The sequence below is a fragment of the Stenotrophomonas genospecies 5 genome (genome assembly GCF_054473825.1).
The window spans coordinates 1029307-1054402 of record NZ_JBTMUW010000001.1; the positions used below are offsets into that span (position 1 = coordinate 1029307).

At 64.9% G+C, this 25096-nt stretch carries 19 protein-coding genes and 1 pseudogene; 13 read left to right on the forward strand and 7 right to left on the reverse strand.

What is annotated here, in order from left to right; translation table 11 throughout:
* The first annotated feature begins 57 nt into the window (after positions 1 to 57).
* From ACX9OW_RS04790 to ACX9OW_RS04810, 5 genes are read left to right on the forward strand one after another with little or no spacing between them, the layout of a single operon-like run.
* The gene (locus ACX9OW_RS04790; protein WP_459062462.1) at positions 58 to 1740 is read left to right on the forward strand and encodes a glycoside hydrolase family 43 protein; all 1683 of its coding nucleotides are present in this window, start codon (positions 58 to 60) and stop codon (positions 1738 to 1740) included.
* On the forward strand, positions 1740 to 4445 hold the full coding sequence (locus tag ACX9OW_RS04795; protein WP_459062463.1) for a glycoside hydrolase family 3 protein: 2706 nt from the start codon (positions 1740 to 1742) through the stop codon (positions 4443 to 4445). The genes ACX9OW_RS04790 and ACX9OW_RS04795 overlap by 1 nt, the downstream gene beginning before the upstream one ends.
* Positions 4432 to 5916 carry an MFS transporter gene (locus tag ACX9OW_RS04800; protein WP_111186967.1) on the forward strand — a complete coding sequence of 495 codons (1485 nt, stop codon included), beginning with the start codon at positions 4432 to 4434 and terminating at the stop codon, positions 5914 to 5916. The genes ACX9OW_RS04795 and ACX9OW_RS04800 overlap by 14 nt, the downstream gene beginning before the upstream one ends.
* Positions 5917 to 5932: 16 nt before the next feature.
* Positions 5933 to 6970, forward strand: coding sequence for a glycoside hydrolase family 43 protein (locus ACX9OW_RS04805; RefSeq protein WP_197599982.1), 1038 nt, complete (start codon positions 5933 to 5935; stop codon positions 6968 to 6970).
* Positions 6960 to 7811: an aldose epimerase family protein gene (locus tag ACX9OW_RS04810; protein WP_459062464.1), complete on the forward strand. Its 852-nt coding sequence runs from the start codon at positions 6960 to 6962 to the stop codon at positions 7809 to 7811. Before ACX9OW_RS04805 ends, ACX9OW_RS04810 begins: the two co-directional genes overlap by 11 nt.
* Positions 7812 to 7859: 48 nt before the next feature.
* On the opposite strand, the gene ACX9OW_RS04815 is transcribed toward ACX9OW_RS04810, so the two are convergent.
* The 4 genes from ACX9OW_RS04815 to ptsP form a co-directional block, all read right to left on the reverse strand.
* Positions 7860 to 9113: a carbohydrate porin gene (locus ACX9OW_RS04815; protein ID WP_346480304.1), complete on the reverse strand. Its 1254-nt coding sequence runs from the start codon at positions 9111 to 9113 to the stop codon at positions 7860 to 7862.
* 78 nt (positions 9114 to 9191) lie between these two features.
* Positions 9192 to 10892: a PTS fructose transporter subunit IIC gene (locus ACX9OW_RS04820; protein ID WP_053516393.1), complete on the reverse strand. Its 1701-nt coding sequence runs from the start codon at positions 10890 to 10892 to the stop codon at positions 9192 to 9194.
* A gap of 83 nt (positions 10893 to 10975) precedes the next feature.
* Positions 10976 to 11932 carry a 1-phosphofructokinase family hexose kinase gene (locus ACX9OW_RS04825; RefSeq protein WP_111186963.1) on the reverse strand — a complete coding sequence of 319 codons (957 nt, stop codon included), beginning with the start codon at positions 11930 to 11932 and terminating at the stop codon, positions 10976 to 10978.
* Positions 11929 to 14439, reverse strand: coding sequence for a phosphoenolpyruvate--protein phosphotransferase (gene ptsP, locus ACX9OW_RS04830; protein ID WP_197599985.1), 2511 nt, complete (start codon positions 14437 to 14439; stop codon positions 11929 to 11931). Before ptsP ends, ACX9OW_RS04825 begins: the two co-directional genes overlap by 4 nt.
* A 159-nt stretch (positions 14440 to 14598) precedes the next feature.
* Between ptsP and ACX9OW_RS04835 the strand changes: the two genes are divergently transcribed.
* From ACX9OW_RS04835 to ACX9OW_RS04845, 3 genes are all read left to right on the forward strand, one after another.
* The gene (locus tag ACX9OW_RS04835) at positions 14599 to 15582 is read left to right on the forward strand and encodes a LacI family DNA-binding transcriptional regulator (RefSeq protein WP_053516400.1); all 984 of its coding nucleotides are present in this window, start codon (positions 14599 to 14601) and stop codon (positions 15580 to 15582) included.
* Positions 15583 to 16034: 452 nt separating this feature from the next.
* Positions 16035 to 16559 (forward strand): transporter, encoded by a 525-nt coding sequence (locus ACX9OW_RS04840; protein ID WP_197600091.1) that lies wholly within the window; start codon positions 16035 to 16037, stop codon positions 16557 to 16559.
* Positions 16560 to 17077: 518 nt separating this feature from the next.
* The gene (locus ACX9OW_RS04845; RefSeq protein ID WP_459062465.1) at positions 17078 to 17476 is read left to right on the forward strand and encodes a DUF4124 domain-containing protein; all 399 of its coding nucleotides are present in this window, start codon (positions 17078 to 17080) and stop codon (positions 17474 to 17476) included.
* Between the two features lie 52 nt (positions 17477 to 17528).
* Here the strand turns inward: ACX9OW_RS04845 and ACX9OW_RS04850 are convergent, their stop codons facing one another.
* On the reverse strand, positions 17529 to 17876 hold the full coding sequence (locus ACX9OW_RS04850) for a DUF3653 domain-containing protein (RefSeq protein WP_262218115.1): 348 nt from the start codon (positions 17874 to 17876) through the stop codon (positions 17529 to 17531).
* A 314-nt stretch (positions 17877 to 18190) separates the two neighbouring features.
* On the opposite strand from ACX9OW_RS04850, the pseudogene ACX9OW_RS04855 reads away from it, so the two are divergent.
* Positions 18191 to 18373: pseudogene (locus ACX9OW_RS04855) on the forward strand (hypothetical protein); the annotation flags it as partial.
* A gap of 253 nt (positions 18374 to 18626) precedes the next feature.
* Positions 18627 to 18953 (forward strand): HNH endonuclease, encoded by a 327-nt coding sequence (locus ACX9OW_RS04860; protein WP_323162603.1) that lies wholly within the window; start codon positions 18627 to 18629, stop codon positions 18951 to 18953.
* On the opposite strand, the gene ACX9OW_RS04865 is transcribed toward ACX9OW_RS04860, so the two are convergent.
* Together ACX9OW_RS04865 and merR are read right to left on the reverse strand one after the other, a co-directional pair.
* The gene (locus ACX9OW_RS04865) at positions 18950 to 19726 is read right to left on the reverse strand and encodes a hypothetical protein (protein ID WP_032966761.1); all 777 of its coding nucleotides are present in this window, start codon (positions 19724 to 19726) and stop codon (positions 18950 to 18952) included. The two genes, ACX9OW_RS04860 and ACX9OW_RS04865, sit on opposite strands and share 4 nt — an antisense overlap.
* Before the next feature lie 2453 nt (positions 19727 to 22179).
* The gene (gene merR / locus ACX9OW_RS04870; RefSeq protein WP_005413387.1) at positions 22180 to 22614 is read right to left on the reverse strand and encodes an Hg(II)-responsive transcriptional regulator; all 435 of its coding nucleotides are present in this window, start codon (positions 22612 to 22614) and stop codon (positions 22180 to 22182) included.
* Between the two features lie 71 nt (positions 22615 to 22685).
* Between merR and merT the strand changes: the two genes are divergently transcribed.
* The 3 genes from merT to merA all read left to right on the forward strand — a co-directional run bounded on the left by merT (position 22686) and on the right by merA (position 25081).
* Positions 22686 to 23036, forward strand: coding sequence for a mercuric ion transporter MerT (gene merT, locus ACX9OW_RS04875; protein ID WP_003131974.1), 351 nt, complete (start codon positions 22686 to 22688; stop codon positions 23034 to 23036).
* Between the two features lie 12 nt (positions 23037 to 23048).
* Positions 23049 to 23324: a mercury resistance system periplasmic binding protein MerP gene (gene merP, locus ACX9OW_RS04880; RefSeq protein WP_003131987.1), complete on the forward strand. Its 276-nt coding sequence runs from the start codon at positions 23049 to 23051 to the stop codon at positions 23322 to 23324.
* A gap of 71 nt (positions 23325 to 23395) precedes the next feature.
* Positions 23396 to 25081: a mercury(II) reductase gene (gene merA / locus ACX9OW_RS04885; RefSeq protein ID WP_003156770.1), complete on the forward strand. Its 1686-nt coding sequence runs from the start codon at positions 23396 to 23398 to the stop codon at positions 25079 to 25081.
* Positions 25082 to 25096 lie beyond the last annotated feature (15 nt).

The following is a 25096-nucleotide window of genomic DNA, read 5'->3' on the forward strand; positions in this document are numbered from 1 at the left end:
ATGTTGTCCCTGCAGCACCCTTCTGCCCGGCGCGCCCGGGTGTCACTGGCGCGCCGGATGCTGGCAGCGATGTTCGCGCTGTCGGCGGCGACCGCCCATGCCGCCTCGCCAGAGGCCGCGCCGCCGGTGCACTTCGACTGGTTCGAGTACCGCGGTCATGACACCGCGTTTGAGGCGCCGCTGCCGGCGGGCCACTACCGCAACCCGATCCTGGCCGGCTTCCACGCCGATCCGAGCATCGTGGGCGCGAACGGGAAGTTCTACCTGGTCAACTCCAGCTTCACCTACTACCCGGGCATTCCGGTGTTCGAGAGCGTCGACCTGGTCCACTGGAAGCAGATCGGCAACGTGATCGACCGTCCGACACAGCTGGATTTCGACGGTCTGAGCGTCTCCCGCGGCATCTTCGCGCCCACCATCGAGTTCCACGAGGGAACCTTCTACGTCGTCACCACCGCGACCGACAGTGGTGGCAATTTCATCGCCACCGCGCGGGATCCGGCGGGACCGTGGTCCGATCCGCACTGGTTGCCCAGCATCGATGGCATCGATCCGTCACTGTTCTTCGACGACGATGGCAAGGTCTATCTGATCAACAACGATGTGCCGCCGGGTCCGGCGCGCTACGACGGCCACCGCGCCATCTGGATGCAGCAGATCGATCTGTCGGCCTTCAAGCCGGTCGGCCCGCGCAGGGTGCTGGTCGATGGTGGCGTGGAGCCGTCGAAGAACCCCATCTGGATCGAAGGGCCGCACATCTACAAGCGTGAGGGCTGGTACTACCTGTCCGACGCCGAAGGCGGCACAGGGCCGCAGCATTCGCAGGTGGTGCTGCGCAGCCGTGATGTATGGGGGCCGTACATCCCCTATCCGGGCAATCCCATCCTGACCCAGCGCGAGCTGCCGGACGACCGGCCGCTGCCGATCACCAATGCAGGGCACGCCGATCTGATCGAGGGCCCGGACGGCTCGTGGTGGGCAGTGTTCCTTGCCAGCCGCAATTACCAGAAGCGGCACTACAACACCGGGCGCGAAACCTATCTGCTGCCGGTTCGCTGGCAGGATGGCTGGCCGCAGATCCTGCCGACCGACCAGGCCATTCCCTATGTGGTCAAGGCACCGTCCTGGATGCAGGGGCAGGCTTCCCAGGCGCCGCTGACCGGCAACTTCGTCGACCGCGACACCTTTGATGGGCCGACGCTTGCCGCCCACTGGCTGCGCGTTCGGGTGCCCAAACAGGCCTGGGCCGACCTGGGTGACCGGCCGGGCATGCTGGCCGTGCACCCGCTTGCGGAGAATCTGGACACGCTGCGCAATCCGGCGTTCCTCGGTCGCCGCCAGCAGCATCTGCGCTTCGAGGCGAGTACCGAGATGTCCCGTCCGGCCATCGGCGTCGCGGCGGGCCTGGCTGCATTCCAGAGCGAGGCCTACTGGTACTTCCTTGGCGTCCGCAGCGTGCGCGGTGATCGTCTGTCGGTCTTCCTCGAGGGTCGCGACGGCAGCGGCAGCACGCGAACGCTGGCCAGCCGCGAGGTCCCCGCATCCGCGGTCCTGCGCCTGAAGATCGCCGGGGATGAGGCCGACTACGCGTTCTCGTTCGATACCGGTGACGGGCAGGGCTGGCAGACGCTGGCACGCGGTGTGGATGGCACGGTTCTGAGTACTGATCGCGCAGGCGGCTTCGTAGGCGCACTGCTGGGACCATTCGCGCGCGATGAGCGCGCCGGGAGGAGCAAATGATGATATCGACTTCGTCCAACGGCGCTGTCCACCGCGGCACGCGGCATGGCCGGCGGGTGCTTTACGCTGCGCTGCTGTGCGTGGCGACCGCCGCGTCGGCCGCTGCACCGCGGCCGTGGCTGGATGCTTCGGCCAGCTTCGAGCAGCGGGCCGCATCGCTGGTGGCCCAGATGACGCTGGAGGAGAAAGCCGCGCAGATGCAGAATGCCGCGCCGGCGATCGAGCGCCTCGGTGTGCCGGCCTACGACTGGTGGAACGAGGGGCTGCATGGCGTGGCGCGGGCAGGGCAGGCCACTGTCTTTCCACAGGCCATCGGACTGGCGGCAACGTTCGACGTGCCGCTGATGGGCGAGGTGGCGATGACCATCAGCGACGAGGCCCGTGCCAAGCATCACCAGTTTCTCCGCGAGGGCTCGCACGGGCGCTACCAGGGGCTCACGTTCTGGTCCCCGAACGTCAACATCTTCCGTGACCCGCGCTGGGGCCGTGGCCAGGAAACCTACGGCGAGGATCCCTACCTGACTGCCCGCATGGGCGTCGCCTTCGTACGTGGCCTGCAGGGCGATGACCCGGTGTACCGCAAGCTCGATGCCACGGCCAAGCATCTGGCCGTGCACAGCGGGCCGGAGGCCGACCGTCACCACTTCGACGCGCGGCCCAGCCGGCGCGACCTGTACGACACCTACCTGCCGGCGTTCGAGGCGCTGGTGAAGGAGGCCGATGTCGATGCGGTAATGGGCGCATACAACCGGGTGTACGGCGAGTCGGCCAGTGCCAGCCGGTTCCTGCTGCGCGACGTGCTGCGGCGTGACTGGGGCTTCAAGGGCTACGTCGTCTCGGACTGCTGGGCGATCGTCGATATCTGGAAACATCACCGGATCGTTGCCACCCGTGAAGCCGCCGCAGCGCTGGCGGTCAGGAATGGCACCGAGCTGGAGTGCGGACAGGAGTACGCCACGCTGCCCGCAGCCGTGCGCCAGGGCCTGATCACCGAAGCGGAGATCGACGACGCGGTGACACGCCTGTTCGCCGCACGGATGCGCCTGGGCATGTTCGATCCACCGGAGCGGGTGCGTTGGGCGCGGATTCCCGCCTCGGTCAACCAGGCGCCCGCGCACGACACCCTGGCGCTGAGGGCCGCCCAGGAATCGCTGGTCCTGCTGAAGAACGAGGGGGTACTGCCGTTGTCGCGTGACCTCAAGCGCATTGCCGTGGTCGGTCCCACGGCTGACGACACCATGGCGCTGCTCGGCAACTACTTCGGCACACCGGCCGCGCCGGTCACGATACTGCAGGGCATCCGCGATGCGGCGAAGGGTATCGACGTGCGCTACGCCCGTGGCGTGGACCTGGTCGAGGGGCGTGATGATCCCAGCGCGACGCCCCTGATCGAGCCGACCTTCCTGCGGCCGTCGGCGGCGTCGACCGAGCGTGGCCTGCGTGGCGAGTACTTCCGCACGGCCGACCTGTCGGGCACGCCGGCACTGGTCCGCACCGACGCGCAGATCGGCTTCCGCTGGGACCGCGGTTCGCCAACCGACAATCTGCTTGCCCGTGGTGAGGCGGCGCCGGGGCAGGGGATTCCGAGCGATGGTTTCAGCATCCGCTGGACCGGACAGCTGCTGCCGCCGGTATCCGGGCGCTATCGGCTGGAGGTGGCCGGCGACGACGGCTTCCGGCTGTATCTGGACGGCAAGCGCGTGCTGGACCACTGGGTGAACTCGGATCGTCTGCACGCCGAAGGTATCGACGTCGATCTGCAGGCGGGCCGCACCTACGAGCTGAAGCTGGAGTACTACGACGACGAGCGCGATGCGGGCGTGCGGCTGGGCTGGCGCATGCCGGGCGCCAAGGCACCCTTCGACGAAGCCCTTGATGCGGCCCGCGACGCCGATGTCGTGGTGTTTGTCGGCGGCCTGACCGGCGACGTCGAGGGCGAGGAGATGACCGTCAACTATCCGGGCTTCGCGGGCGGGGACCGGACCGATCTGCGGCTGCCGGCACCCCAGCGCACCCTGCTGGAGGCACTGCATGCCACCGGCAAGCCGGTGGTGATGGTGCTGACCGGCGGATCGGCAATGGCCGTTGACTGGGCCCAGGACCATCTGCCGGCGATCCTGATGAGCTGGTACCCGGGGCAGCGCGGCGGCACTGCCGTGGGCCAGGCGCTGTTCGGCGACGTCAACCCCGCGGGTCGCCTGCCGGTGACCTTCTACAAGGCCGGTGAAGCGCTGCCGGCGTTCGACGACTACAGCATGGAGGGCCGTACCTACCGATACTTCCGCGGCACCCCCCTGTATCCGTTCGGCCACGGGCTCTCGTACACCCGCTTCGATTACACAGCACTGCGCGTTGATGCGGACAGGATCAATGCCGATGGCCGGCTGGGTGTGCACGTGGACGTGACCAACACCGGCACACGCAGCGGTGACGAGGTCGTGCAGCTGTATGTGCGACGCCAGCAGGCCGGCAGCGACGAGGCCGTGCAGGAACTGCGTGGCTTCCAGCGTGTCCATCTCGCCGCCGGCGAACGGCGCACCGTGACAATCGCGCTTGAGGCACCGCGGGACCTGCGCCGCTACGACGAAGCGGGCGGTGCCTATGCGGTGCTGCCCGGGGCCTACGAGGTGCGGGTCGGCGCCTCGAGTGCCGATATCCGCGCGCAGGCTGGCTTCTCGGTGGAGGCCGTGCATGGCAAGCACTGAACACACCCTCACGGTGCGCGAGAAGCTGGGCTACAGCCTGGGCGATCTCGCGGCGAACCTGATCTTCCAGACCCTGATCACCTATCTGGCGTTCTTCTACACCGATGTCTACCGGCTGCCGCCGGCAACGGCGGCTACGATCATCTTCGTGGTCGGCATGCTCGGCGCGTTCGTTTTCACCCCGCTGATCGGCATCGCCGCAGACCGCACCTCGACGCGGTGGGGGCGGTTCCGTCCGTGGATCCTGTGGACGGCGATCCCGTTCGGTGTGCTGTCGCTGCTGGCGTTCAGCACGCCAGAACTGGGCGAGCGCGGCAAGGTCATCTATGCGCTGGGCACCTACGCTCTGCTGGTCTTCGTCTATGCAGCGAACAATCTGCCGTACTCCGCACTGAGTGGTGTGCTGACCGGCAGCATGGCACAGCGCAACAGCCTGTCGGCCTACCGTTTCGTGGCCGTGATGATCGCGCAGTTCATCATCCAGGTCCTGCTGATGCCGCTGGTGCTGATCCTGGGTGACGGTGACCGCGTGCGGGGCTTCGAACAGGTGATGACCGTGTTCGCCATCGTCGGGACGGTGTTCTTCCTGATCACCTTCGCCACCACGCGCGAGCGCATCGTTCCCACCCGCGAGCAGACCGGAGGCGTGCTGCAGGATCTGTCTGACCTGCTGCACAACCGGCCGTGGCAGGTGATGCTGGCCCTGACCGTCCTGGTGTTCATCAACCTGGCGCTGAAGGGTGGCACGTACATCTACTACTTCCAGTACTACATGAGCGACGCTGCGCTGACCGGCTTCCTGGAAAACTCAGGATTCAACGGCCTGATCAGCGCGCTGAACGCAGGTCTGGGTAGTGCCGGATTCGCCGGCTTCAGCTGGCCCAGGGACGCGGCAACCTCGGCCTTCAGCCTCTTCAATGCCTGCGGAATCATCTGCATGATCCTGGGCATCGGCGTGTCGCGACGGCTGGCAGACCGCTTCGGCAAGCGTGACGTCTTCGGCGGCGCACTGTTCATCTCCACCCTGTTCCTGCTGGCCTTCTACCTGTTTCCGCCGACGGCGGTCGGCGTGGCCTTTGCTGCCTTCATGCTGCATGGATTCTGCTACGGCATCACCATCCCGCTGCTGTGGGCGATGATCGCCGACGTTGCCGACTACTCGGAATGGAAGAACCATCGCCGGGCCACCGCGATCATCTTCTCGGCGATGCTGTGCGGCCTGAAGATCGGCCTCAGCGTGGGAGGCGCCCTGGTCGCCGGCATTCTTGCCCACTACGGCTACCAGGCGGGCGTGGCGACACAGCCCGAGGGCGTGGTCGAGGGCATCCGCCTGACCGTGAGCGTCTACTGCTCCCTTCCTTTCCTGCTCGCCGTGGCGCTGCTGTTCGCGTACGAAATCGACAAGCGCGCGGAAGCCCGCATCGAACAGGACCTCCAACTGCGTCGCCGCACGGCCGACGCGTCCGCGTAACCCAACGATGACGACCATGATCGACCTCTCTCCAGGCGACGACGGCCGAGCCGACGACGCCCGCCTCGCGCAGCTCACCCGGCACGCCATCTCGCAGCCGCTGGTGACCCATATCTACACCGCCGATCCGTCGGCCCATGTCTTCGAGGGACGGCTCTACATCTATCCCTCGCACGACATCGACGGCGGCCAGCCGTTCGACGACGAGGGTGGGCACTTCGGCATGCAGGACTACCACGTACTGCGGATGGACACGCCCGACGGCGACGCCATCGATTGCGGCCAGGCGCTGCACCTTGACGACGTGCCGTGGGCGCACAAGCAGATGTGGGCGCCCGACGCCGCCTGCCGCGACGGGCGCTACTACTTCTATTTCCCGGCCAAGGATGCGCAGGGCCTGTTCCGCATCGGCGTGGCGGTCGGCGAACGGCCGGAGGGACCATTCATTCCCCGGCCCGAACCGATGCAGGGCGCGTACTCGATCGACCCGGCCGTATTCGAGGACGAGGACGGCAGCCACTATCTGTACTTCGGTGGGATCTGGGGCGGACAGCTGCAGCACTATCGTGACAATCGGTACGACACCGCGCACGAAGAGCCGACAGGCAGTGCGCCGGCGCTGGGGCCGAGGGTGGGCCGGCTCGATGCCGGCATGACCGAACTGGCCGAACCCACGCGCGAAGTGCAGATCCTGGACGAGCACGGCCAGCCGCTGCGCGCGGACGATCATGCGCGCCGCTTCTTTGAAGGGCCGTGGGTGCACAAGTATCAGGGCCGGTACTACCTGTCCTATTCCACGGGCAACACGCATCTGCTGTGTTATGCGATCGGCGACAGCCCCTATGGCCCGTTCACCTATGCCGGCGTACTGCTGACGCCCGTAGTGGGCTGGACCACGCACCACTCCATCTGCAGCTTCAAGGGACAGTGGTATCTGTTCTACCACGATGCGCTGATGTCCGGTGGCGTGACGCATCTGCGCTCGGCCAAGTGCACGCCGCTGCACATGGAGGCCGATGGCCGCATCCGGACCATCGACCCCTATGGTGCATGAGCGCAGGCTGCCGGTGGACGACGCGCTCGCCCCGCTGCCGGCCGGTGAGCTGCACTGGCTGCGGGCGGGCGATCTCGAAGTGGCGCTGGCGGCCGGGGCAGGGGGTCGACTGGCACAGATGCGTTACCGGGGCGTCGACTGGCTGGTGGACGCAGAGGAGGGCGGAGCGGCGACGATCGCCTGGGGCTGCTATCCGATGGTGCCGTGGGCTGGGCGCATTCGTCGTGGACACTTCAGCTTCGACGGTGCACCCCATGAATTGCCGGTCAACTTCGGCGGACACGCCATTCACGGGGTCGGCTTCTCCAGGCCCTGGCAGATCGACAGCCTCGACGCGACGAGTGCCACGCTGACGCTTGATCTGCCGCGTGACAGGTACTGGCCCTTCGGTGGCGTTGCCCGACAGGTCATACGCCTGCAGGCACACTGCCTGCAGCTGCACCTCTCGGTGCAGGCTGCGCAGCAGGCCATGCCGGCAGTACTGGGCTGGCACCCGTGGTTCCGCAAGCCGGACCGGCTGCTGTTCAACCCTGGCGCGATGTACCCGCGTGACGAGGAGGGTATTGCCGTTCTGCCGTGCGTGCCGCCCACGCGAGGTCCATGGGATGACTGTTTCATCACCGACCGTGATCGTGACATCGCGCTGGTGCGCGGGGGGCAGCGCCTGCGGCTGCGATCGGACGGCGACCACTGGGTTGTCTACGACGGTGCCCCCCACGCCACCTGCGTCGAACCGCAGAGCGGGCCACCTGATGGCTTCACGCTTGCGCCGCGCCGGCTGCAGCCCGGTCAGCAGCTGGCGCAGACGTTCGAGCTGGTCTGGGAGCAGGACGCCCCCTGAACTGCGGCGCGGTTCAGCGCAGGGCGGGAACTGCGACGGAACGGGCCATCACAGGCTCCAATCGATGCGCAGGCCTGCAATCAGCGCATCCGGCAGGTCACGCTGGCGCGCAGGTTCGTTGAACTGGTCGGGATGGACGATGTAGTGCAGGTTCGGCGCAATCCGCAGCTGTGGGGTGAGCTGGATGCCGTAGCTCAGCTCCATCATCACCTGGCTGCCATGCGGGGTGCCGCTGCCACCGGCTGCGGCTCGCGCCAGGCGCAGGTTCTCCAGGGCGATGCCGCTGTACTTCTGCTGGGTCACAACGAAGGCGATGCTGTCCTGTGGACGGCGGGCGAAGGTGCCTTTCTGCACCAGGCCGGCCTGCAGAAAGTGATCCTCGATCAACTGGCCGGAGGTGCCCTTGAGCACGGCGCCGAAGACCGTCAGGCCGCGACCGCTGCCATCACCGGTCAGCTGCTGCTCGAAACGGGCAAATGCACCGGAGCGACCGTGGCGGTTCGCGTAGTCCTGGCCACTGAGCACGGCGGGCATTCCGTTGATGTCGCGCAACGGATCACGATAGGTCGAGTTGTCCTGCCAGCCACCCAGTTCATACCGGGCCCGCAATCGCGCCGAAGCCGGGCTGCGCCAGCCGATCGTGTACGGCACGATCCAGCCGGTGGCCTGGTGCGTGCTCCATTTCAGGCCATGCTGGCCGTCTTCGGCCTGACTCGGATCGACCTGGTAGGCGCCGACGCGCAGATAGACATCCGGCGTCAACCAGGTGGTGGCATCGGCCATCCAGCTCGACACCGGCCACCAGGTGAAGTTGCTGGTGCGGAACACGTAGGTCGGGTTGCCGCAGGCCGAATTGCCCTGGAAGTACTGGCACAGTTCGGAGCCGAGGAAGTGGATGTTGGCGACGCTGCGTCCGGCTTCGAGCACCAGGCGGTCGTCGAGCAGTTTCTGTTCGAGGGTCAGATTGGCCAGACGCGTCCCCTGGCCACCGTAGATTTCCTGCACCGAGGTGCTGTTGCCGGTGCTGCTGGCAGCCAGGTTGGTGCCATGGCGGTTGATGCCGTAGGCCTTGATCGTTGCCCCCTGCCACCCGAACGCGGCCTCCAGGTTCACGTCCGCGCCGAACATCAGCTGGCCGGCGTAGGCGGTGCCGCTGTTCTTGCCGCCGTCGAGCGTGGCCGCGGCTTCGCCGGTGTAGGAAAGCTTGGGTGAAACGACCTCGCCCCGGTCGGCGGCCGCGGCCAGCGAGGGCAGCGTCAGCAGGAGTGCGGCCAGCAGCAGGCGGCGGGAGGAGCGGGGCATGGGCGGAAGTCCTGTAGATGGGCAACGACGCCGCCCCGGAGAGCCGGGACAGCCGAGTGATCGAGGCAGGGAGAACGGTCAGGCCGCGGCGGTGACCGGCTTCTTGAGGAGACGCAGCGCGAGCGCCGTCACGGTGACGCCGGCCAGCAGCGCCAGCAGGTAGACGCCCAGATGGGTGACCGCGTTCGGGATCGGCAGCACGAACACGCCACCATGGGGGACCTTCAGTTCGACACCGGCGGCCATCGAGATCGCGCCGGCCACGGCCGAGCCAAGGATCAGCGCCGGAATGGTGCGCAGCGGATCGCGCGCGGCGTAGGGGATCGCACCTTCAGTGACGAAACTGAGACCGAGCACGCCGGCGGCTCCGGCAGTGCCGCGTTCCTCGGCCGTGAAGCGGTTGCTGAACAACCACGTCGCCAATGCGATGCCCAATGGCGGCGTCATGCCGCCGATCATCGTCGCTGCCATCGGCGTGTAGACCTGGCTGGAGATCAATGCAGTGGAGAACGCATAGGAAGCCTTGTTGACCGGGCCGCCCATGTCCACCGCCATCATTCCGCCCAGCAGCAGACCGAGCAGGATCGCGCTGCTGCCCTGCATGCCGCGCAGCCATTCGGTCAGCCAGGCCAGCAGCCCTGCGACCGGCGTGCCGATCACGTACATCATCAACAGGCCCACCAGCAGGGTGCCCAGCACCGGCAGGATCAATACCGGCTTGAGGCCCTCCAGGCTGCGCGGCAGGCGCAGCGCTCGGTTGATCCAGTGCACGCCATAGCCGGCAATGAAGCCGGCCAGGATGCCGCCGATGAAGCCCGCGTCCATGTTGACCGCGACCAGCCCGCCGATCATGCCGGGCGCGATGCCAGGGCGGTCGGCGATGGAGTAGGCGATGTAGCCGGCAAGTGCCGGCACCATCAAGGTGAAGCCGGCCTTGGCGCCGATCTGGAACAGGGACCAGGCCAGCGTGCCCTTGTGTGCATCGTCGAAGGCATAGATGCCGCCGAGGGCGAATGCCAACGCGATCAGCAGGCCACCTGCGGTCACGAACGGCAGCATGAACGATACGCCGGTCATCAGGTGCTTGTAGGGGCCGGTGCCCTTGCTCTTCTCGGGTGCGCGGCCCGGAGCAGACGCGCCGGCGTGGACATTGGCCTCGGCCAGCGCCTTGCGGAGCAGGTTCTGGCCATCGTTGATCGCGGGCTTGGTGCCACTCTTGAACAGGCGCTTGCCGGCGAAGCGTGACAGATCCACTTCACGGTCTGCGGCGATCAGCACCAGGTCGGCGGCAGCGATTTCCTCGTCGCTCAACGCATCCTGCGCACCGACCGAGCCCTGCGTTTCGACCCGGATTGCGTGACCAAGCGCCTTGCCGGCCTGCTGCAGGCCTTCGGCCGCCATGAACGTGTGGGCGATGCCGGTCGGGCAGGAGGTGACAGCGACGATGCGCTTGCGAGGGTCCGCCGCATCGGCCTTGGGCACAGCAGTTTCCAGTGATGCCAATGCAGCGAGTGGATCGTCCAGCACTTCGCCGAGGCCGGCGCGCACCACCGTCGCAGTGTCGAAGCGGGTCAGATCGGCCTCGCCGTCGCCCACCAGCAGGAGCGTCGTCGCGGTGGCGTGTGCGGCATCAAGTGCGCCGGTCACGCCCTGTTCGCTGCGGATCTCGATCACCAGTTCGAGGCCACGCTGGCGGGCGGCGCGGCGCAGCGCTTCGGCAGCGAGAACGGCCTCGATGCTGCGCGCGCCAGCGGCGATGATGACGGGGAAAGGGTGCATGGGAACTCCTGGAATTCTTCGGGTTCTGTTCTGCGTGAGGCGCTGGGGCGGGCCGTGGGGCCTGCAGCGCCGCCTGCAGGGTTTCAATCCAATCGTTCGATCAGTACATCGTCCGTCCACCCGCGGACCTGCGCCGGATCCAGCCGTCGCGCGTCGCCGCTGTGCAGGCGACTCATCGAAAAGGCCGTTGCCAGGCGCGCGCAGCTGGCCAGGTCGAAGGCCGGCTCAAGCAGTGCGGCGGAGATACCGGCCACCATGGCGTCGCCCGCACCGACCGTGCTGCCCTGCGACAGACGCGGGGGACGCGCGATCAGGGCGCCGTTGCGATCCATGAACAGCGCGCCGTCGACGCCAATCGAAATCACCACCAGCGCAACCCCGCGTTCAAGCAGGCGCAGGCCGGCAGCGCGCAGGGCGCTCCGATCCGGCAGCGGCGTTCCGGCCCACGACTCCAGTTCGTGGCGGTTGGGCTTGACCGCATAGGGCACTGACGCGTGTGCGCTGCTCAGGGCGGCGGCGAGCGCATCGCCGCTGGTGTCGAGCAGTACCCGCGCGCCCGCGCCGCCCGCCTGCGCCTGCAGTCGCGTCCATGAATCGGCCGGCAGGCCGGAGGGCAGGCTGCCGGACAACACCACCGGCAGCTGTGGCTGGAGCACGGCGGCGAGTCGTCGGCACACCGCATCCAGATCGGCGCCGTTCAAGGGCAGGCCGGGCAGGTTGATATCAGTGGTCTCGCCGTGGGTCTCATCCACAAGCTTGATGTTGGTGCGGGTCCTGCCCGGCACGCGCAGGCAGCCGTCGGTGATGCCGCGCGCCGAGAACAGCGCACTGAACACGCCCGGGTTGTCCTCGCCGATCACACCCAGTGCGGCTGTCGGCACGCCCCAGTCGGCCAGGCAGGCGGCAACATTGATGCCCTTGCCCCCCGCGTCGTCGCGGCTGCTGAAGGCACGATGCACATGCCCCGGCTGCAGGCCCGCCAGGCGCACGGTCTGGTCGATCGCCGGGTTCAGGGTGACGGTGACGGCGCGGGGGGTCATGCGCGCGCTCCCTCAAGGGCACGCACCTGTTCGGTGGTTTCGCAGTCCAGTGCCTTGCCGGCCAGCGCCTGCAGATCGGCCAACCGGGTACCGCGCAGGCGGGCCTTCACCGCCGGAACATCGTTCGGGGTCATCGACAGCTCGTCCACGCCGAGACCGGCCAGCAGCATGGCGCCGAACGGGTCGCCCGCCAGGCCACCGCAGACGCCGACCCAGCGCCCATGCGTGCGTGCGCCGTCGACCGTGGCGCGGATCGCGCGCAGCACGGCGGGATGCAGGCTGTCGGCCTCGACGGCGAGTTCCGGATTCTGGCGATCGATCGCCAGCACGTACTGGGTCAGGTCATTGGTGCCGATCGAGAAGAAATCGGCATGGCGCGCCAGCACATCGCTCTGGGCTGCGGCTGCGGGCACTTCGATCATGATGCCGATCGGCACTTCGGGCGCCTCCAGCCCGATGCGCAACCGTTCGCAGATGGCACGCAGCGCGATCAGTTCCGGTACGGACGTGATCATCGGGAACATGATCGACAGGCGCGCACCGTCCTTCGCCGCGCGATACAGCGCCCGCAGCTGCGGCTCCAGAAGATCGGGACGGCGCAGCAGCAGGCGCGCGCCGCGCACGCCGAGGAACGGGTTGTCCTCATGCGGCAGCTCCAGGTGCGCAACCTGCTTGTCGCCGCCGATGTCGAGCGCGCGCACGATCAGCGGGCGGCCATCCAGGGCGCTGGCCATCGCCCGATACGTGGCGTACTGCTCATCCTCGCTGGGCGTGCTGCCGCGCTCGAGGAACAGGAACTCGGTCCGCATCAGGCCAACGCCTTCGGCGCCCTGTTCCAGTGCCAACGGCACCTGTTCGGGCAGGTTGACGTTGGCACCGATGTCGATGCGGTGGCCGTCGGTCGTCTGCGCGGGCTGCGCGCGTTGCGCGGCCTCGCGTTCGCGGATGTGCTGCTGCTCGGCGATCCAGGCGCGGGCCGAAGCGAGATCGGCATCGGACGGAGACAGATAGAGCCGCCCGCTGCTGCCGTCGATGATGGCCTCCACACCCGCTTCAATCGTCAGCAGATCCGCGCCACCGGCAACCAGCGCCGGCAACCCGAGCGTGCGCGAGAGGATCGCGGTATGTGAGGTGGGCCCGCCCTGTGCGGTGGCCAGACCGAGCACGCGACGGGTGTCGAGGTTGGCGGTGTCTGACGGTGAAAGGTCGGCCGCGAGCAGGATGCAGGGGTAGGCGGGCAGGTCGGCGAGACCACCGCCGGCCGCAGACGGATCAAGCTGTGCCAGCACACGCCGACCCACGTCACGCAGGTCGGCTGCGCGCCCGGCGAGCACCGGATTGCCCAGCGCCGCCAGTCCGGAGGCAATCTGTTCGATGGCCTGGTGCCATGACCACGCGACGCCATGGCCTTCCACCATCAGCTGACAGGTGCGGGTGATCAGGTCTGTGTCGTCGAGCAGCGCGGCCTGGGCCCCGAAGATCGCCGCATCGGATGCGCCGAGCCGGCGCTGGGTGTCGTCCTGCAGCGCCGCCAGCTGCTGGCGGGTGCGGCCGAGCGCGTCCTGCAGGCGTGCACCGCCTTCCCCGAGCGGGGCGGGGTGGTCGGCGACGTTGGTCTGCCTGCTGGCGAGCACATGGATCCGGCCGATCGCCAACCCGGGGCTGGCACCAATGCCGACGATCGCTGCCTGTGCCTCCGGTGGATTCCAGCCCGCGACCGGCGCCGCCTTGCGCTGTGCTGCACGTTCGGCATCGGCCTTTTCCTGAGCCACCAACCCCTCCATGACCCTGCGCAGTGCGGCCAGCAGTGCCGGCGCATCCGCGCCTTCGGCAGACACACTCACCGGGTCGCCATGACGCAGACCCAGCTGCAGCAGCGCGACCAGGCTCTTGGCATCGGCCGCCTGGTCGCCTGCGCGCACCTGGGCACGGGCGCTGAAACTGCGGGCCGTCTCGGCCCAGCGAGTGGCAGGGCGCGCATGCAGGCCATTGGGGTAGGCGATGGTCCAGCCGAAATGCTCGGCCAGATCCTGCGCTGGAACATCGTTGGCCAAGGTGGTGACGTCGCCGGCCAGCGCTGTCACGATCTCGCTCGCTTCGGCGGTCGTGAACAGACGCTGCAGCGTGGCGTCATCCTGGATGAGCCGGGTGAGCCGGCGCAGCAGGGTGATGTGGGTGTCGGACTGGGCGGCGATGCCGACCACCAGCCGCGTCACCTGGCCCGGATTCCATTCGACACCGTCCGGCAACTGCAGCACGGCAATGCCATCGCGGCGCACCAGATGGCGGTCCTCGCCGAGCCCATGCGGGATCGCCACACCGTGGCCGAGGAAGGTGTTCGCCAGCTGCTCACGGCGGCCCATGCTGGTTTCGTAGCCCGGCGCAACGCAGCCGGCGGCCAGCAGCATCTGTGCGGCCTGGGCGATGGCATCTGCCTTGTCACGGGCCCGTGCGCCGAGGCGGATCAGTTCGTGGCTGACGGGAGCAGGGGCGGGGAGGGAAGACAAGGCGGGCTCCGGGAAGGGTGTGCTGGCGTATTGGGAACGTTCCCAGTCCGCATTTCAATGTGCACTGCACAAAAATCCAATAGTACTTTGGCGTTAGCATTGTCCTGAACGGCCGTCGCGCTGCGGCCAGCACAGTTGACCGGGAACGTTTCCAATCCAATGAGCATCAGCATCAACGACGTGGCGCGCGTGGCGGGCGTCTCCAAATCCACGGTGTCGCGCGTGCTGGGTGGCGGCCCGGTCAGTGGAGAGGTGCGCAGCCGGGTCGAGGCCGCCATCCGCCAGACCGGCTATCGCCCGAACCTGCAGGCCAGGCGCCTGCGCTCCCGGCATACCGGCATCATCGGGCTGGTCGTGGCGGATATCCGCAACCCCTTCTTTACCGCGCTGATCCGCGCGGTGGAGGAGGTCGCCTATCGCGAGGGCCTGCGCGTCACCCTGTGCAACACCGACGAGGACCCCGAGCGCGAGGCACTGTACCTGCAGTTGATGCACGAGGAGCGCATCAGCGGGCTGATCTTCGCGCCGACCCGGACCACGGTGGGGCGGCTGGAACGGCTCGCGCTGGACTATCCGACGGTACTGGTCGACCGCGCCGCGCCGGGCGGGGCGATCGACAGCGTGGTGCTGGACAATCCGGCGGCCATGGCCGGGCTGGTCGAGCATCTGGTTGAACGCGGCTATCGGCGCATCGGCGGCCTGTTCGGCAGCACCAGCACCACTGCGGCCGAACGTCGTGATGGCTACCTCGCGGCCATGCGCAGGCATGGGCTTGAACCGGACTACCGGGAAGTCGAACCCACGGCCGAGGCCGCCATCAGCACCGCCGGACAGTGGCTGGCTGGGCCCTCGAGGCCCGAGGCGCTGGTTACCAGCAACAGCCTGCTGCTGATGGGAGCACTGAAAGCGGCACGCAGCGCAGGACTGGCGATTCCAGGCGCGCTGGCGCTGGCGGGGTTCGACAACGAGCGCTGGACCGAACTGGTTGAACCGGGCATCACTGTCGTCGAGCAACCGGTGGAGGAGATGGGGCGAGCCGCGATGTCGCTGCTGCTGGAGCGCCTGCGTGCACCGGAGATGCCAGTGCGCAGGCTGGTGATGACCGGCCGCTGCGTTGTACGGGGATCAACCGCCTCGCGATAATTTCCAGACGCCCGGGGCCTGCGGAACTGCGTTGCAGATCGTGGAGAGGAGGTGATCTGGCCCGATCCACCTCCAATTATCGTGACGCGTCACGGTCGATGTCGAAGGAAAATAGCTTACGTCCCATCGCTGCATTTGCTGCGCCAGCTATCGCCAGGTACCTGCGCCGCTGAAAGTGTTCATTGCGATCGTTCGTGAGTCGACGCAGAGCCGCCTTCAAACCCAACCGCCGGTTGCCGCATCCAACCGTTCTTGTCTTTGACGATGAAGGATGCTGCACGAAGCATGCTTGGTGGCTGCGCTGGTCGTTCCTTCCGCTGTTGATTCTTGGCTCGCAGGCGAGGCGATGCGAGAACGCTAGCAGCAGCCGCTCATGCCATTCCCTGGCCGAATCCGTGACAGCCCGGGAGTGCCCTGGGCATCTCATGACACATCCTCCCAAGAAGGCTTTCATGTCTGGCATGAACGATGAGCAGCAGCAACGCAACGCGCAGTGGGGCAAGGTCTCGCGTCTGTTCTGGCCCGCGATGGGCATTAGCGCGGCTCTGACGGCAATCGCCGAAGCGCTGTATCGCACAGGGGCATACCCACATGCCATGTTCGACGGCGGCAGCACCGATGTTCGAACCTGGTTGTATGTGGCTTTGATGTACTTGATCGCCATTCCAGTGTTGTTCCTTTGGATCAGGCGATTGCTTGCAGGCTATCCCATGCCATGGAATCCGCTGGCCAAGCGCTGGCTGCTAGGCGCATTCTCCCTGATCCTCTGCAGCGGAATGGTTCTGCTGCCGGCAATCGTGCTGACTGTTGGAGCCGGCGCTGCAGACCGCGGCAAAGGACTGTATCAGCTGTTCACCGGCAGCCTCTTGGGCACATTCTTTGTGGGGACGATCCTTGCCTACGGGGCGGCCATGGGCGCATGGCTGCTGATTGTCGGAACTCCCAAGCTGCTCTTCCCCAAACCTCCCGAGCGATGAGCGCGGGGCGGTGATTGTCCGATCGGTTCCCAAGCCCGGGCGTGCCGCTGTACGAAGAATACTTGCAGGATTGCCCCGTCTCGGGTGGAGGTGCTGCACGCATGTGTGTCATCCCTTCTCTCTGGCCAGATTCAACAAGGAGTGTGATCCGTGGCAATCTCTGTCATTACGCTTGAAGAAATTCGACAGAATGCGGGTGATCTCGCAGAGCAACTGAACAATTTCATCGGCGGCTTCTATGATGCGTACAACAACGGCTAACGGCGCAGCCGGAACGGATCGAGCAGAGTGGGGCGGTCATCAACGGGAGCGCCACCGCTCGTGGGGATAGGGCGCTCGGCAGCTTCTCGGAGACGCCGTCGTTCCAGAGCAGCAGCCACATGACCACGCCAGCGATCCCCACAAAGCTGTGACCCCGCCCTTACTCGCCAACCCTAAGGCGAAGGGGGTAAGCTTCGGGCCAGCTACAGGGGGAAGTCATGGTCACAAGGATTGCGGCAGCAGTGCTGCTGTGTGTGATGGCTGCGCCATTAGGCGCCCAGCAGATTTACAAGTGCGTCACCAAGGGCGGCGTCGAGTACCAGTCAATGCCATGCGCCAGCGGTGAAGCCGCCAAGACGTGGAATGTAGAGGTCGCGCCACGATCCGCGGAATCGGCAGCCAATGAGCGGCGCTTGGACATGATCCGGCAGCAGAACTCGGCTTCCGTCGCGCCTCGGCCGGCGCCGCGCCCAGCACCTGTTTACAGAAACGGCGGCGGTGGCGGGCAGTTGCACCATATCTCTCAGTACAGGGATGCCAACGCCTGCGAGGCCGCACGTGCGGAGCGTGAGCGCGTTTTCAGGGCCTACGGTACCAACCGCCCGTTTGATGTTGGCAGGCGTATGGACGATATGGTCTGGCGGGCTTGTAAGTGATTACCGTGACGCATCACGCCGGGCGCAGGGGAGCGCCCCCTACGGAAGCACCTCACACGCGCTGGCGAGATCTCGGCCCAGGTATAGGCAGGACCGCTGCTGCCGGCTCGGCGTCGGGCCCAGCCATCACTCTGGGCGAACGCCGTTGGTTCTTGGCTAGAACGTCCCGATTCGCCGGCACCCCACGGGTTTCCATCGGCCGCAGCCATTCCTGCGCTTGTGCAGCAGTGAGTGATAGCCAGGCCAGGTCCTGCGCCTCCAGCTCGCGGCGCTCGGGGGTGACCAGTCGGCCATCCTTAAACGAAAAACCGGCCCAAGGGCCGGTTAGTTTCCGATCACGCACGATCAGGCTCCATGCCAGAGTAGGAGCCGGGGAGACGGCAAGAGTCGTGCCAGCCATCCCAAGATGATATGAACATAATATACATTATGCGAAATGCTATATCGGACGGTTGCGGCGTTCGTGTCCTCGGCGTGGCAATGGCTGGGCCGTTGACTGCCACAACGGAAACGCCCCAGATCCCACAGCTGTCCGCCCGTATTTCCCCACAAGGACGCCCGCGATTTCCAGATCTCCCCCAAAGATGCCCTTGATTCCTGGATCCGCACCTAAGACGCCCTCGATTTCTGGCTCCACATCCAGCTCGCCCTTGAGTTCCCAACTGCGCACCTGATCGGTCAGAGCTTGTCGCCTGCACTTCCCAGTTCCGCCAGTCGCGACATTGGTCGCAAGAACAATTAGACGAGATCTCGGGCCTGAACGTGCGAACAGTTCAGCGGGTTGAGCAGGACTACAACACCGCGACTTCCCTGGGTGACGCGCCACGCCCCGCTCCACCTGCTCAAGCGCGTCGCTCGCCCCCTGACCAAGCTTTGACCTTAACTGGGCGTCGGTGACTCCCTCCCGTTCTGGTCGGCATCTGGGCCTTGTAGCGGCTCAAGCGCTGAGCTATAACGCCTTAGCCAGTCGCTATAAAGCGCCGGTGTTGTGCCCGCATAGCCAATAGGCTCCGGGTGCCCGAGGTCCACCCAATGGGGGCACGGGAATCCTTCGATTCCGGAGCCATCCATGACCGCCAAACGCCGCAGATCCCTTCGCACTTCTGCCTTCTACGCCCAATCGGGCCGTTGCTTCTATTGCGGCCTGCCGATGTGGCTCACTGCACCCTCAGAGCTCGGGCTGAAGGCCAGTAAGGCCCGAGCCTTTCAATGCACCGCCGAGCACCTGGTGGCCCAACAGGACGGGGGCAGAGACGTGTCCGGGAACGTGGTGGCCGCGCATAGCCGGTGCAACCAGGGCAGGCACCAGCGGAAGGGACCAGCCCCTTCCGCTGAAGCGTTCCGGGCGCTGGTTCAGACGCGGCTGGCAATGGGGAGATGGTGGTCCCGACTGCCATCAGGGATTGCACGTGCTTCCGTATGGCCAATTGAATTGAATCTTTGCAAGGAATCGGCAGCTGCTTGCCTGATTCGCTAGTCCACACTAGTGGCGCCCGGTTGCGGTGCTAGAACGGCGAGTCTGCTGCGAAATGGTCGCGCATTGGGCCTAACAAGGTCTGCGACCCTGTCAACACGTCCGAGAATTCCACCTGTCGCCACCTTCTCGTTCCAATATCGTTCCATCCACTCGGCTTTATCCAGGATCTTACCCGGAGCGCCTAGCAGCCTCTTGGCGATGAAATGCCGGATGAGAGCGGCCTGGCTATCGAGAATCACGACGCCCGCCCTTGGATTAGAGTCATAAGCGCTGTACGAGATCAGATAGTGGACATAGTGGCGGTCTGGCTCTTCGTCATCCCACGTCAACAGGTTGCTTAACCCCGCAGCGCGAGCATCCGATCGCACCTCTTCGCTCACGAGCACCATGGGATTGCGTGCTTCCTTACATTCCATGCGATAGGCGTCCAGCATCGCCGGTCCGAAGATCATCTGAGAATCATGATGAATGCTTCCAACTGTGAGCCCTCCACGTATCAATATATCAACCACTAGCAGGTTCTCGGCCAACATTCTGATGCAGCTCAGGATGTCGGCAAGGCCAGCAGGAGAGCGGCTGCTTGATATGACGATGCAGTCGCTGAAGTAAGTGAACAAAAGTCCTGTTGCTGGGTTGCAGCACGCTGTGTTCTTTAGTCTGTCGATGGCCTCTGCTATTTCATCAAGCTTGCTCATGTCGGCTGCCGACTCTTGGACAAGTGCGGAGAACCCGAGCATGTCGATGAAGGCGACGTACTTATCTTGGTAGAGCATGAAGAACTCCTTAGATGGTCGTGCCCATGGTGCCGAGGGCGGTTCCATTTGACCAGCGGGTGCGGGGCACGTCATAGGCCATGGAGCAATGTCAGCGACCTGGCTCGCGCACTAGTCTCGCAGAGGCTTGTTACGGCGCATCTTCGCATCGGATAGAAGCGAGCGAACGAGAGAGTTGAAGTCCATCCTGGCCCTAAAAGTTTCCTTCACCCTTGGTTAAACGAATGTCCGCTTTCGGTCAGAAGCGGACCAAAGTAGCCGGTGCTCTTCGCAGCCCGTACGCGACTTGGAGTCATATCATCAATCTGTATCAGGGCTCAGACCTAAGTGCCTGATGGTCCAATTCAGCGACACTATCCAGCTTCGGCGTCATCGCACACTTCGGGATACAGCCAGCGCGATCCGCTTATGGAACCAAACCGCACTGTGCCTTACTCTTAAGGAACATTGCCAACGGCAACCTTCGGCAATTGAATTTAGAGAATCCGGGCGGTTCATCCCGCGCGGCCCGTTAATGTCTACAGCTGTGGAGTTGTGAATGGCAGAAGATCAAGGTGGTGAAGAGGTAATTAGGGAGATAGGGAAGGCGCTAGCCCTTGCGTCTGAGCTTGATCCACAAATTGTTAGATCGCTTCGCTCCGCGATTGTTCAGGCGATGTCTGATTACGAGGACGACACGAATGCACAAGCTGCAGCCGCACTTGCGGCGGTTCTCGATTTTAGACCTGTGACGACCCAAGACGCCCTCTCGCAAACCTTGGGTGAGATCGGGAAGCTGGTCCAAGGTCTCACCGGACTGGAGGACGTTCATTACACTGTTGAGACACCAGAAGGTCGCCGAGTTCGCTCAATCCGGTCACATCTACCAACTGTATCACCCCAGCGTTTGACGGATCACGAGCAGGCAGATCTTGAGGCCTATATCGCTCGATATCTGCCACCGGACGACCCTCGCGAGGAACACGCGCCACGAGGACCGCGACTGTGACGATCAGTAAGTTAGCAATCCTCAACGCTGTGAAAGCAGCCATTTCGCGTGCTAAGGCGAGCGGGTCTCCCTACGCGCAAGGAAAGGCTTACGAACTTCGGGTGCTGCTTAGGCTTCTGCGAATCATCGATAGTGCGGGCTACAAGCTCACGTGTACCCCCAAGATGGCAGGCGTCCTGACGTTTGGAGGATCTCCATGCAAAGCAAACCATCCGGATCACGATTACATCAGTGGATCTACGTCTACTGAGAAGCTCGAGATTAGGATTTCAGTGCAGGTCACCACACTAAGCCATAGCTGGAAAGGCACGACGGTGGTCAAAGCGGCTGACCGTCACGAGATTGACGTCGGTGTATATCGTCCGATTAAGACCCGTCGCTATCCCGCATTTACGGAGTTACTTCTTGGGGTCTCGTGCAAGACTGGCGGCTGGAACAAGGCGTACGTCCGCGAGGCGCTAGGTATGCGTAGGGAGCTAGGATTCCTCACATCACCTAGGACGAGCTTGACGAGCTCAGCTCCGTGGTTCATCGCAACAGTTCCCTGCGATCCTCCGGTTCCCTTTGCCTTGTACGCGACCAACGCTGGGTCCGCCGTGTATGCGTCGTTGGCAGCTTTGGGGCTCTACGTCGAGCACTACAAGGGGTAGCGGAAACAGGCTTTGGAGTACGGATCAACTCAGGTGTGTCGAGAACGATGCCCGCTTTGGGTCGAAGGCGGATGCCATCACCGGGCCGGTCGCCGCCCAATGTCCGCTTCCGGCCAGAAGCGGACATCCACCCTGCCCTCGATAAACATCCCAAATCCACGGACGACCTTGGTCTGCTTTGGCCTTCTGCCTTAGGGCCAGACCTGAACTTCGATTTCAGCCCCTAGCGTATTTGACTCCCGCGACCTAGATCTCTCCTAGATCCTTGAGCAGGGCTTGCCCCTTCTGCAGAAACCCAACTAGCAGTCGACCTCCTGCTACTTTCCGGCCCAATTGCCCATTGAGGTAGCTGACCTGGAGACGCGCATGGGCCAGCAGATCCACCTGGGCCATGCTAGGGGTCGCGGCCTGGAGCGGTTCGCCCGGCGACGCCATCTGCCCCCCGATCGGCTGGACAACGCAAGGGCGCCGGCTGTCACTCTTCGCATACGCCGTGGCCATCATCCGGCCGTTCTTCAACGACCATCCACCAAGCACCAACTCGGTCCCGAGTTGCTCGATCGGCAATCCCGCTTCGCTAACCGCTTTCTCAAAGTTCGGCCAGAGTTGGTCCACCACCAGCCCTAGCTCGGCAGATAGCTGTTCTATTGTGAAATCTGCGCGGAAGCTGGCCTGCAGTGCAAGCTCGTAGATGCGGAGGAAGGGGGAACCGCAGAATTCGGAAAAAATCGTACGCTAAGCTAACGGTGTTCTCGTGACAGCTCTTTGACTAGGCTTTCTAAGGGGTCGTCTCAGAAAACGGAAAATAAAGCACGCTAAGGCATAGCCGAACCTGCCAAGCTTGCTCCACCCTGTAGTGACGCGATCAGCGGGCAGGAAACGTTCCCCCTTCGCGCATGGCAGGCGCGCACCAACTCAGACAGCACGGCCTCCATGCGCGCCAGGTCAGCCATTTTCTCGCGCACGTCCTTGAGCTTGTGCTCGGCCAGACTGCTGGCTTCCTCGCAATGGGTGCCATCCTCCAGCCGCAGCAGCTCGGCGATCTCATCCAGGCTGAAGCCCAGCCGCTGGGCTGATTTCACGAAGCGCACCCGCGTTACATTCGCCTCGCCATAGCGGCGGATGCTGCCATAGGGCTTGTCAGGCTCCAGCAACAAGCCCTTGCGCTGATAGAAACGGATGGTCTCCACATTGACCCCGGCCGCCTTGGCGAAAACGCCAATGGTCAGGTTCTCCAAATTGTTTTCCATATCGCTTGACTCCGTACATGAGTACGGAAGTAAGGTTACGCTATCCAATTTCAATTCGAAAGGACAAGCGCATGTCTGAACCAAAAACCGGGCGCGGCGCGCTCTTCACTGGAGGGCTTGCCGCCATCCTCGCCTCGGCTTGCTGCCTCGGGCCGTTGGTTCTGATCGCCTTGGGGTTCAGCGGCGCTTGGATCGGCAACTTGGCGGTGTTGGAACCCTATCGCCCCATCTTTATCGGCGTGGCGCTGGTGGCGTTGTTCTTCGCCTGGCGGCGCATCTACCGGCAGGCAGCGGCCTGCAAACCGGGTGAGGTCTGCGCGATTCCCCAAGTGCGAGCTACTTACAAGCTCATTTTCTGGATCGTGGCCGCGCTGGTTCTGGTCGCGCTCGGATTTCCCTACGTCATGCCATTTTTCTACTGATCGGAGTTCACCATGAAGAAACTGTTTGCCTCCCTCGCCCTCGCCGCCGTTGTTGCCCCCGTCTGGGCCGCCACCCAGACCGTCACGCTGTCCGTACCGGGCATGACCTGCTCCGCCTGCCCGATCACTGTCAAGAAGGCGATTTCCAAGGTCGAAGGCGTCAGCAAAGTTGACGTGACTTTCGAGACACGCCAAGCGGTCGTCACCTTCGACGATGCCAAGACCAGCGTGCAGAAGCTGACCAAGGCAACCGCAGACGCGGGCTATCCGTCCAGCGTCAAGCAGTGAGTCACTGAAAACGGCACCGCAGCACAACGGACGTCATTGTCTGGCGCCACAAACGATAAAGGATCTGTTGCATGACCCATCTAAAAATCACCGGCATGACTTGCGACTCGTGCGCGGCGCACGTCAAGGAAGCGCTGGAAAAAGTGCCAGGCGTGCAGTCGGCGCTGGTGTCCTATCCGAAGGGCACAGCGCAACTCGCCATCGTGCCGGGCACATCGCCGGACGCGCTGACTGCCGCCGTGGCCGGACTGGGCTACAAGGCAACGCTAGCCGATGCGCCACTGGCGGACAACCGCGTCGGACTGCTCGACAAGGTGCGGGGATGGATGGCCGCCGCCGAAAAGCACAGTGGCAACGAGCCCCCGGTGCAGGTAGCGGTCATTGGCAGCGGTGGAGCCGCGATGGCGGCGGCGCTGAAGGCCGTCGAGCAAGGCGCGCAGGTCACGCTGATCGAGCGCGGCACCATCGGCGGCACCTGCGTCAATGTCGGCTGTGTGCCGTCCAAGATCATGATCCGCGCCGCCCACATCGCCCATCTGCGCCGGGAAAGCCCGTTCGATGGCGGTATTGCGGCAACTGTGCCTACGATTGACCGCAGTAAGCTGCTGGCCCAGCAGCAGGCCCGCGTCGACGAACTGCGGCACGCCAAGTACGAAGGCATCCTGGGCGGTAATCCGGCCATCACCGTTGTGCACGGTGAGGCGCGCTTCAAGGACGACCAGAGCCTTACCGTCCGTTTGAACGAGGGTGGCGAGCGCGTCGTGATGTTCGACCGCTGCCTGGTCGCCACGGGTGCCAGCCCGGCGGTCCCGCCGATTCCGGGCTTGAAAGAGTCACCCTACTGGACTTCCACCGAGGCCCTGGCGAGCGACACCATTCCCGAACGCCTTGCCGTAATCGGCTCGTCGGTGGTGGCGCTGGAGCTGGCGCAAGCCTTTGCCCGGCTGGGCAGCAAGGTCACGGTCCTGGCGCGCAATACCTTGTTCTTCCGTGAAGACCCGGCCATCGGCGAGGCGGTGACAGCCGCTTTCCGTGCCGAGGGCATCGAGGTGCTGGAGCACACGCAAGCCAGCCAGGTCGCCCATATGGACGGTGAATTCGTGCTGACCACCACGCACGGTGAATTGCGCGCCGACAAACTGCTGGTTGCCACCGGTCGGACACCGAACACGCGCAGCCTCGCGCTGGACGCAGCGGGGGTCACTGTCAATGCGCAAGGTGCCATCGTCATCGACCAAGGCATGCGCACGAGCAACCCGAACATCTACGCGGCCGGCGACTGCACCGACCAGCCGCAGTTCGTCTATGTGGCGGCAGCGGCCGGCACCCGTGCCGCGATCAACATGACCGGCGGCGATGCGGCGCTCGACCTGACCGCAATGCCGGCCGTGGTGTTCACCGATCCGCAAGTGGCGACCGTGGGCTACAGCGAGGCGGAAGCCCACCACGACGGGATCGAGACCGACAGCCGCACCTTGACCTTGGACAACGTGCCGCGTGCGCTCGCCAACTTCGACACACGCGGCTTCATCAAGTTGGTTATCGAGGAAGGCAGCCATCGGCTGATCGGCGTACAGGCGGTCGCGCCGGAAGCGGGTGAACTGATCCAGACGGCGGCTCTGGCCATTCGCAACCGCATGACGGTGCAGGAACTGGCCGACCAGTTGTTCCCCTACCTGACGATGGTCGAGGGGTTGAAGCTCGCGGCGCAGACCTTCAACAAGGATGTGAAGCAGCTTTCCTGCTGCGCCGGGTGAGAAAAAGGAGGTGTT

What these genes read in the sequence shown, in the direction of transcription:
- ACX9OW_RS04840 (WP_197600091.1), top strand. Translation starts at nt 16,035, where the DNA reads ATGTCTGGCATGAACGATGAGCAGCAGCAACGCAACGCGCAGTGGGGC.
- ACX9OW_RS04845 (WP_459062465.1), top strand. Translation starts at nt 17,078, where the DNA reads ATGGCTGCGCCATTAGGCGCCCAGCAGATTTACAAGTGCGTCACCAAG.
- ACX9OW_RS04850 (WP_262218115.1), bottom strand. Translation starts at nt 17,876, where the DNA reads ATGGCTGGCACGACTCTTGCCGTCTCCCCGGCTCCTACTCTGGCATGG.
- ACX9OW_RS04810 (WP_459062464.1), top strand. Translation starts at nt 6,960, where the DNA reads ATGGTGCATGAGCGCAGGCTGCCGGTGGACGACGCGCTCGCCCCGCTG.
- ACX9OW_RS04795 (WP_459062463.1), top strand. Translation starts at nt 1,740, where the DNA reads ATGATATCGACTTCGTCCAACGGCGCTGTCCACCGCGGCACGCGGCAT.
- merP (WP_003131987.1), top strand. Translation starts at nt 23,049, where the DNA reads ATGAAGAAACTGTTTGCCTCCCTCGCCCTCGCCGCCGTTGTTGCCCCC.
- ACX9OW_RS04820 (WP_053516393.1), bottom strand. Translation starts at nt 10,892, where the DNA reads ATGCACCCTTTCCCCGTCATCATCGCCGCTGGCGCGCGCAGCATCGAG.
- ACX9OW_RS04825 (WP_111186963.1), bottom strand. Translation starts at nt 11,932, where the DNA reads ATGACCCCCCGCGCCGTCACCGTCACCCTGAACCCGGCGATCGACCAG.
- ACX9OW_RS04805 (WP_197599982.1), top strand. Translation starts at nt 5,933, where the DNA reads ATGATCGACCTCTCTCCAGGCGACGACGGCCGAGCCGACGACGCCCGC.
- merR (WP_005413387.1), bottom strand. Translation starts at nt 22,614, where the DNA reads ATGGAAAACAATTTGGAGAACCTGACCATTGGCGTTTTCGCCAAGGCG.
- ACX9OW_RS04800 (WP_111186967.1), top strand. Translation starts at nt 4,432, where the DNA reads ATGGCAAGCACTGAACACACCCTCACGGTGCGCGAGAAGCTGGGCTAC.
- ACX9OW_RS04815 (WP_346480304.1), bottom strand. Translation starts at nt 9,113, where the DNA reads ATGCCCCGCTCCTCCCGCCGCCTGCTGCTGGCCGCACTCCTGCTGACG.
- ACX9OW_RS04790 (WP_459062462.1), top strand. Translation starts at nt 58, where the DNA reads ATGCTGGCAGCGATGTTCGCGCTGTCGGCGGCGACCGCCCATGCCGCC.
- merA (WP_003156770.1), top strand. Translation starts at nt 23,396, where the DNA reads ATGACCCATCTAAAAATCACCGGCATGACTTGCGACTCGTGCGCGGCG.
- ACX9OW_RS04835 (WP_053516400.1), top strand. Translation starts at nt 14,599, where the DNA reads ATGAGCATCAGCATCAACGACGTGGCGCGCGTGGCGGGCGTCTCCAAA.
- ACX9OW_RS04865 (WP_032966761.1), bottom strand. Translation starts at nt 19,726, where the DNA reads ATGCTCTACCAAGATAAGTACGTCGCCTTCATCGACATGCTCGGGTTC.
- merT (WP_003131974.1), top strand. Translation starts at nt 22,686, where the DNA reads ATGTCTGAACCAAAAACCGGGCGCGGCGCGCTCTTCACTGGAGGGCTT.
- ACX9OW_RS04860 (WP_323162603.1), top strand. Translation starts at nt 18,627, where the DNA reads ATGTGGCTCACTGCACCCTCAGAGCTCGGGCTGAAGGCCAGTAAGGCC.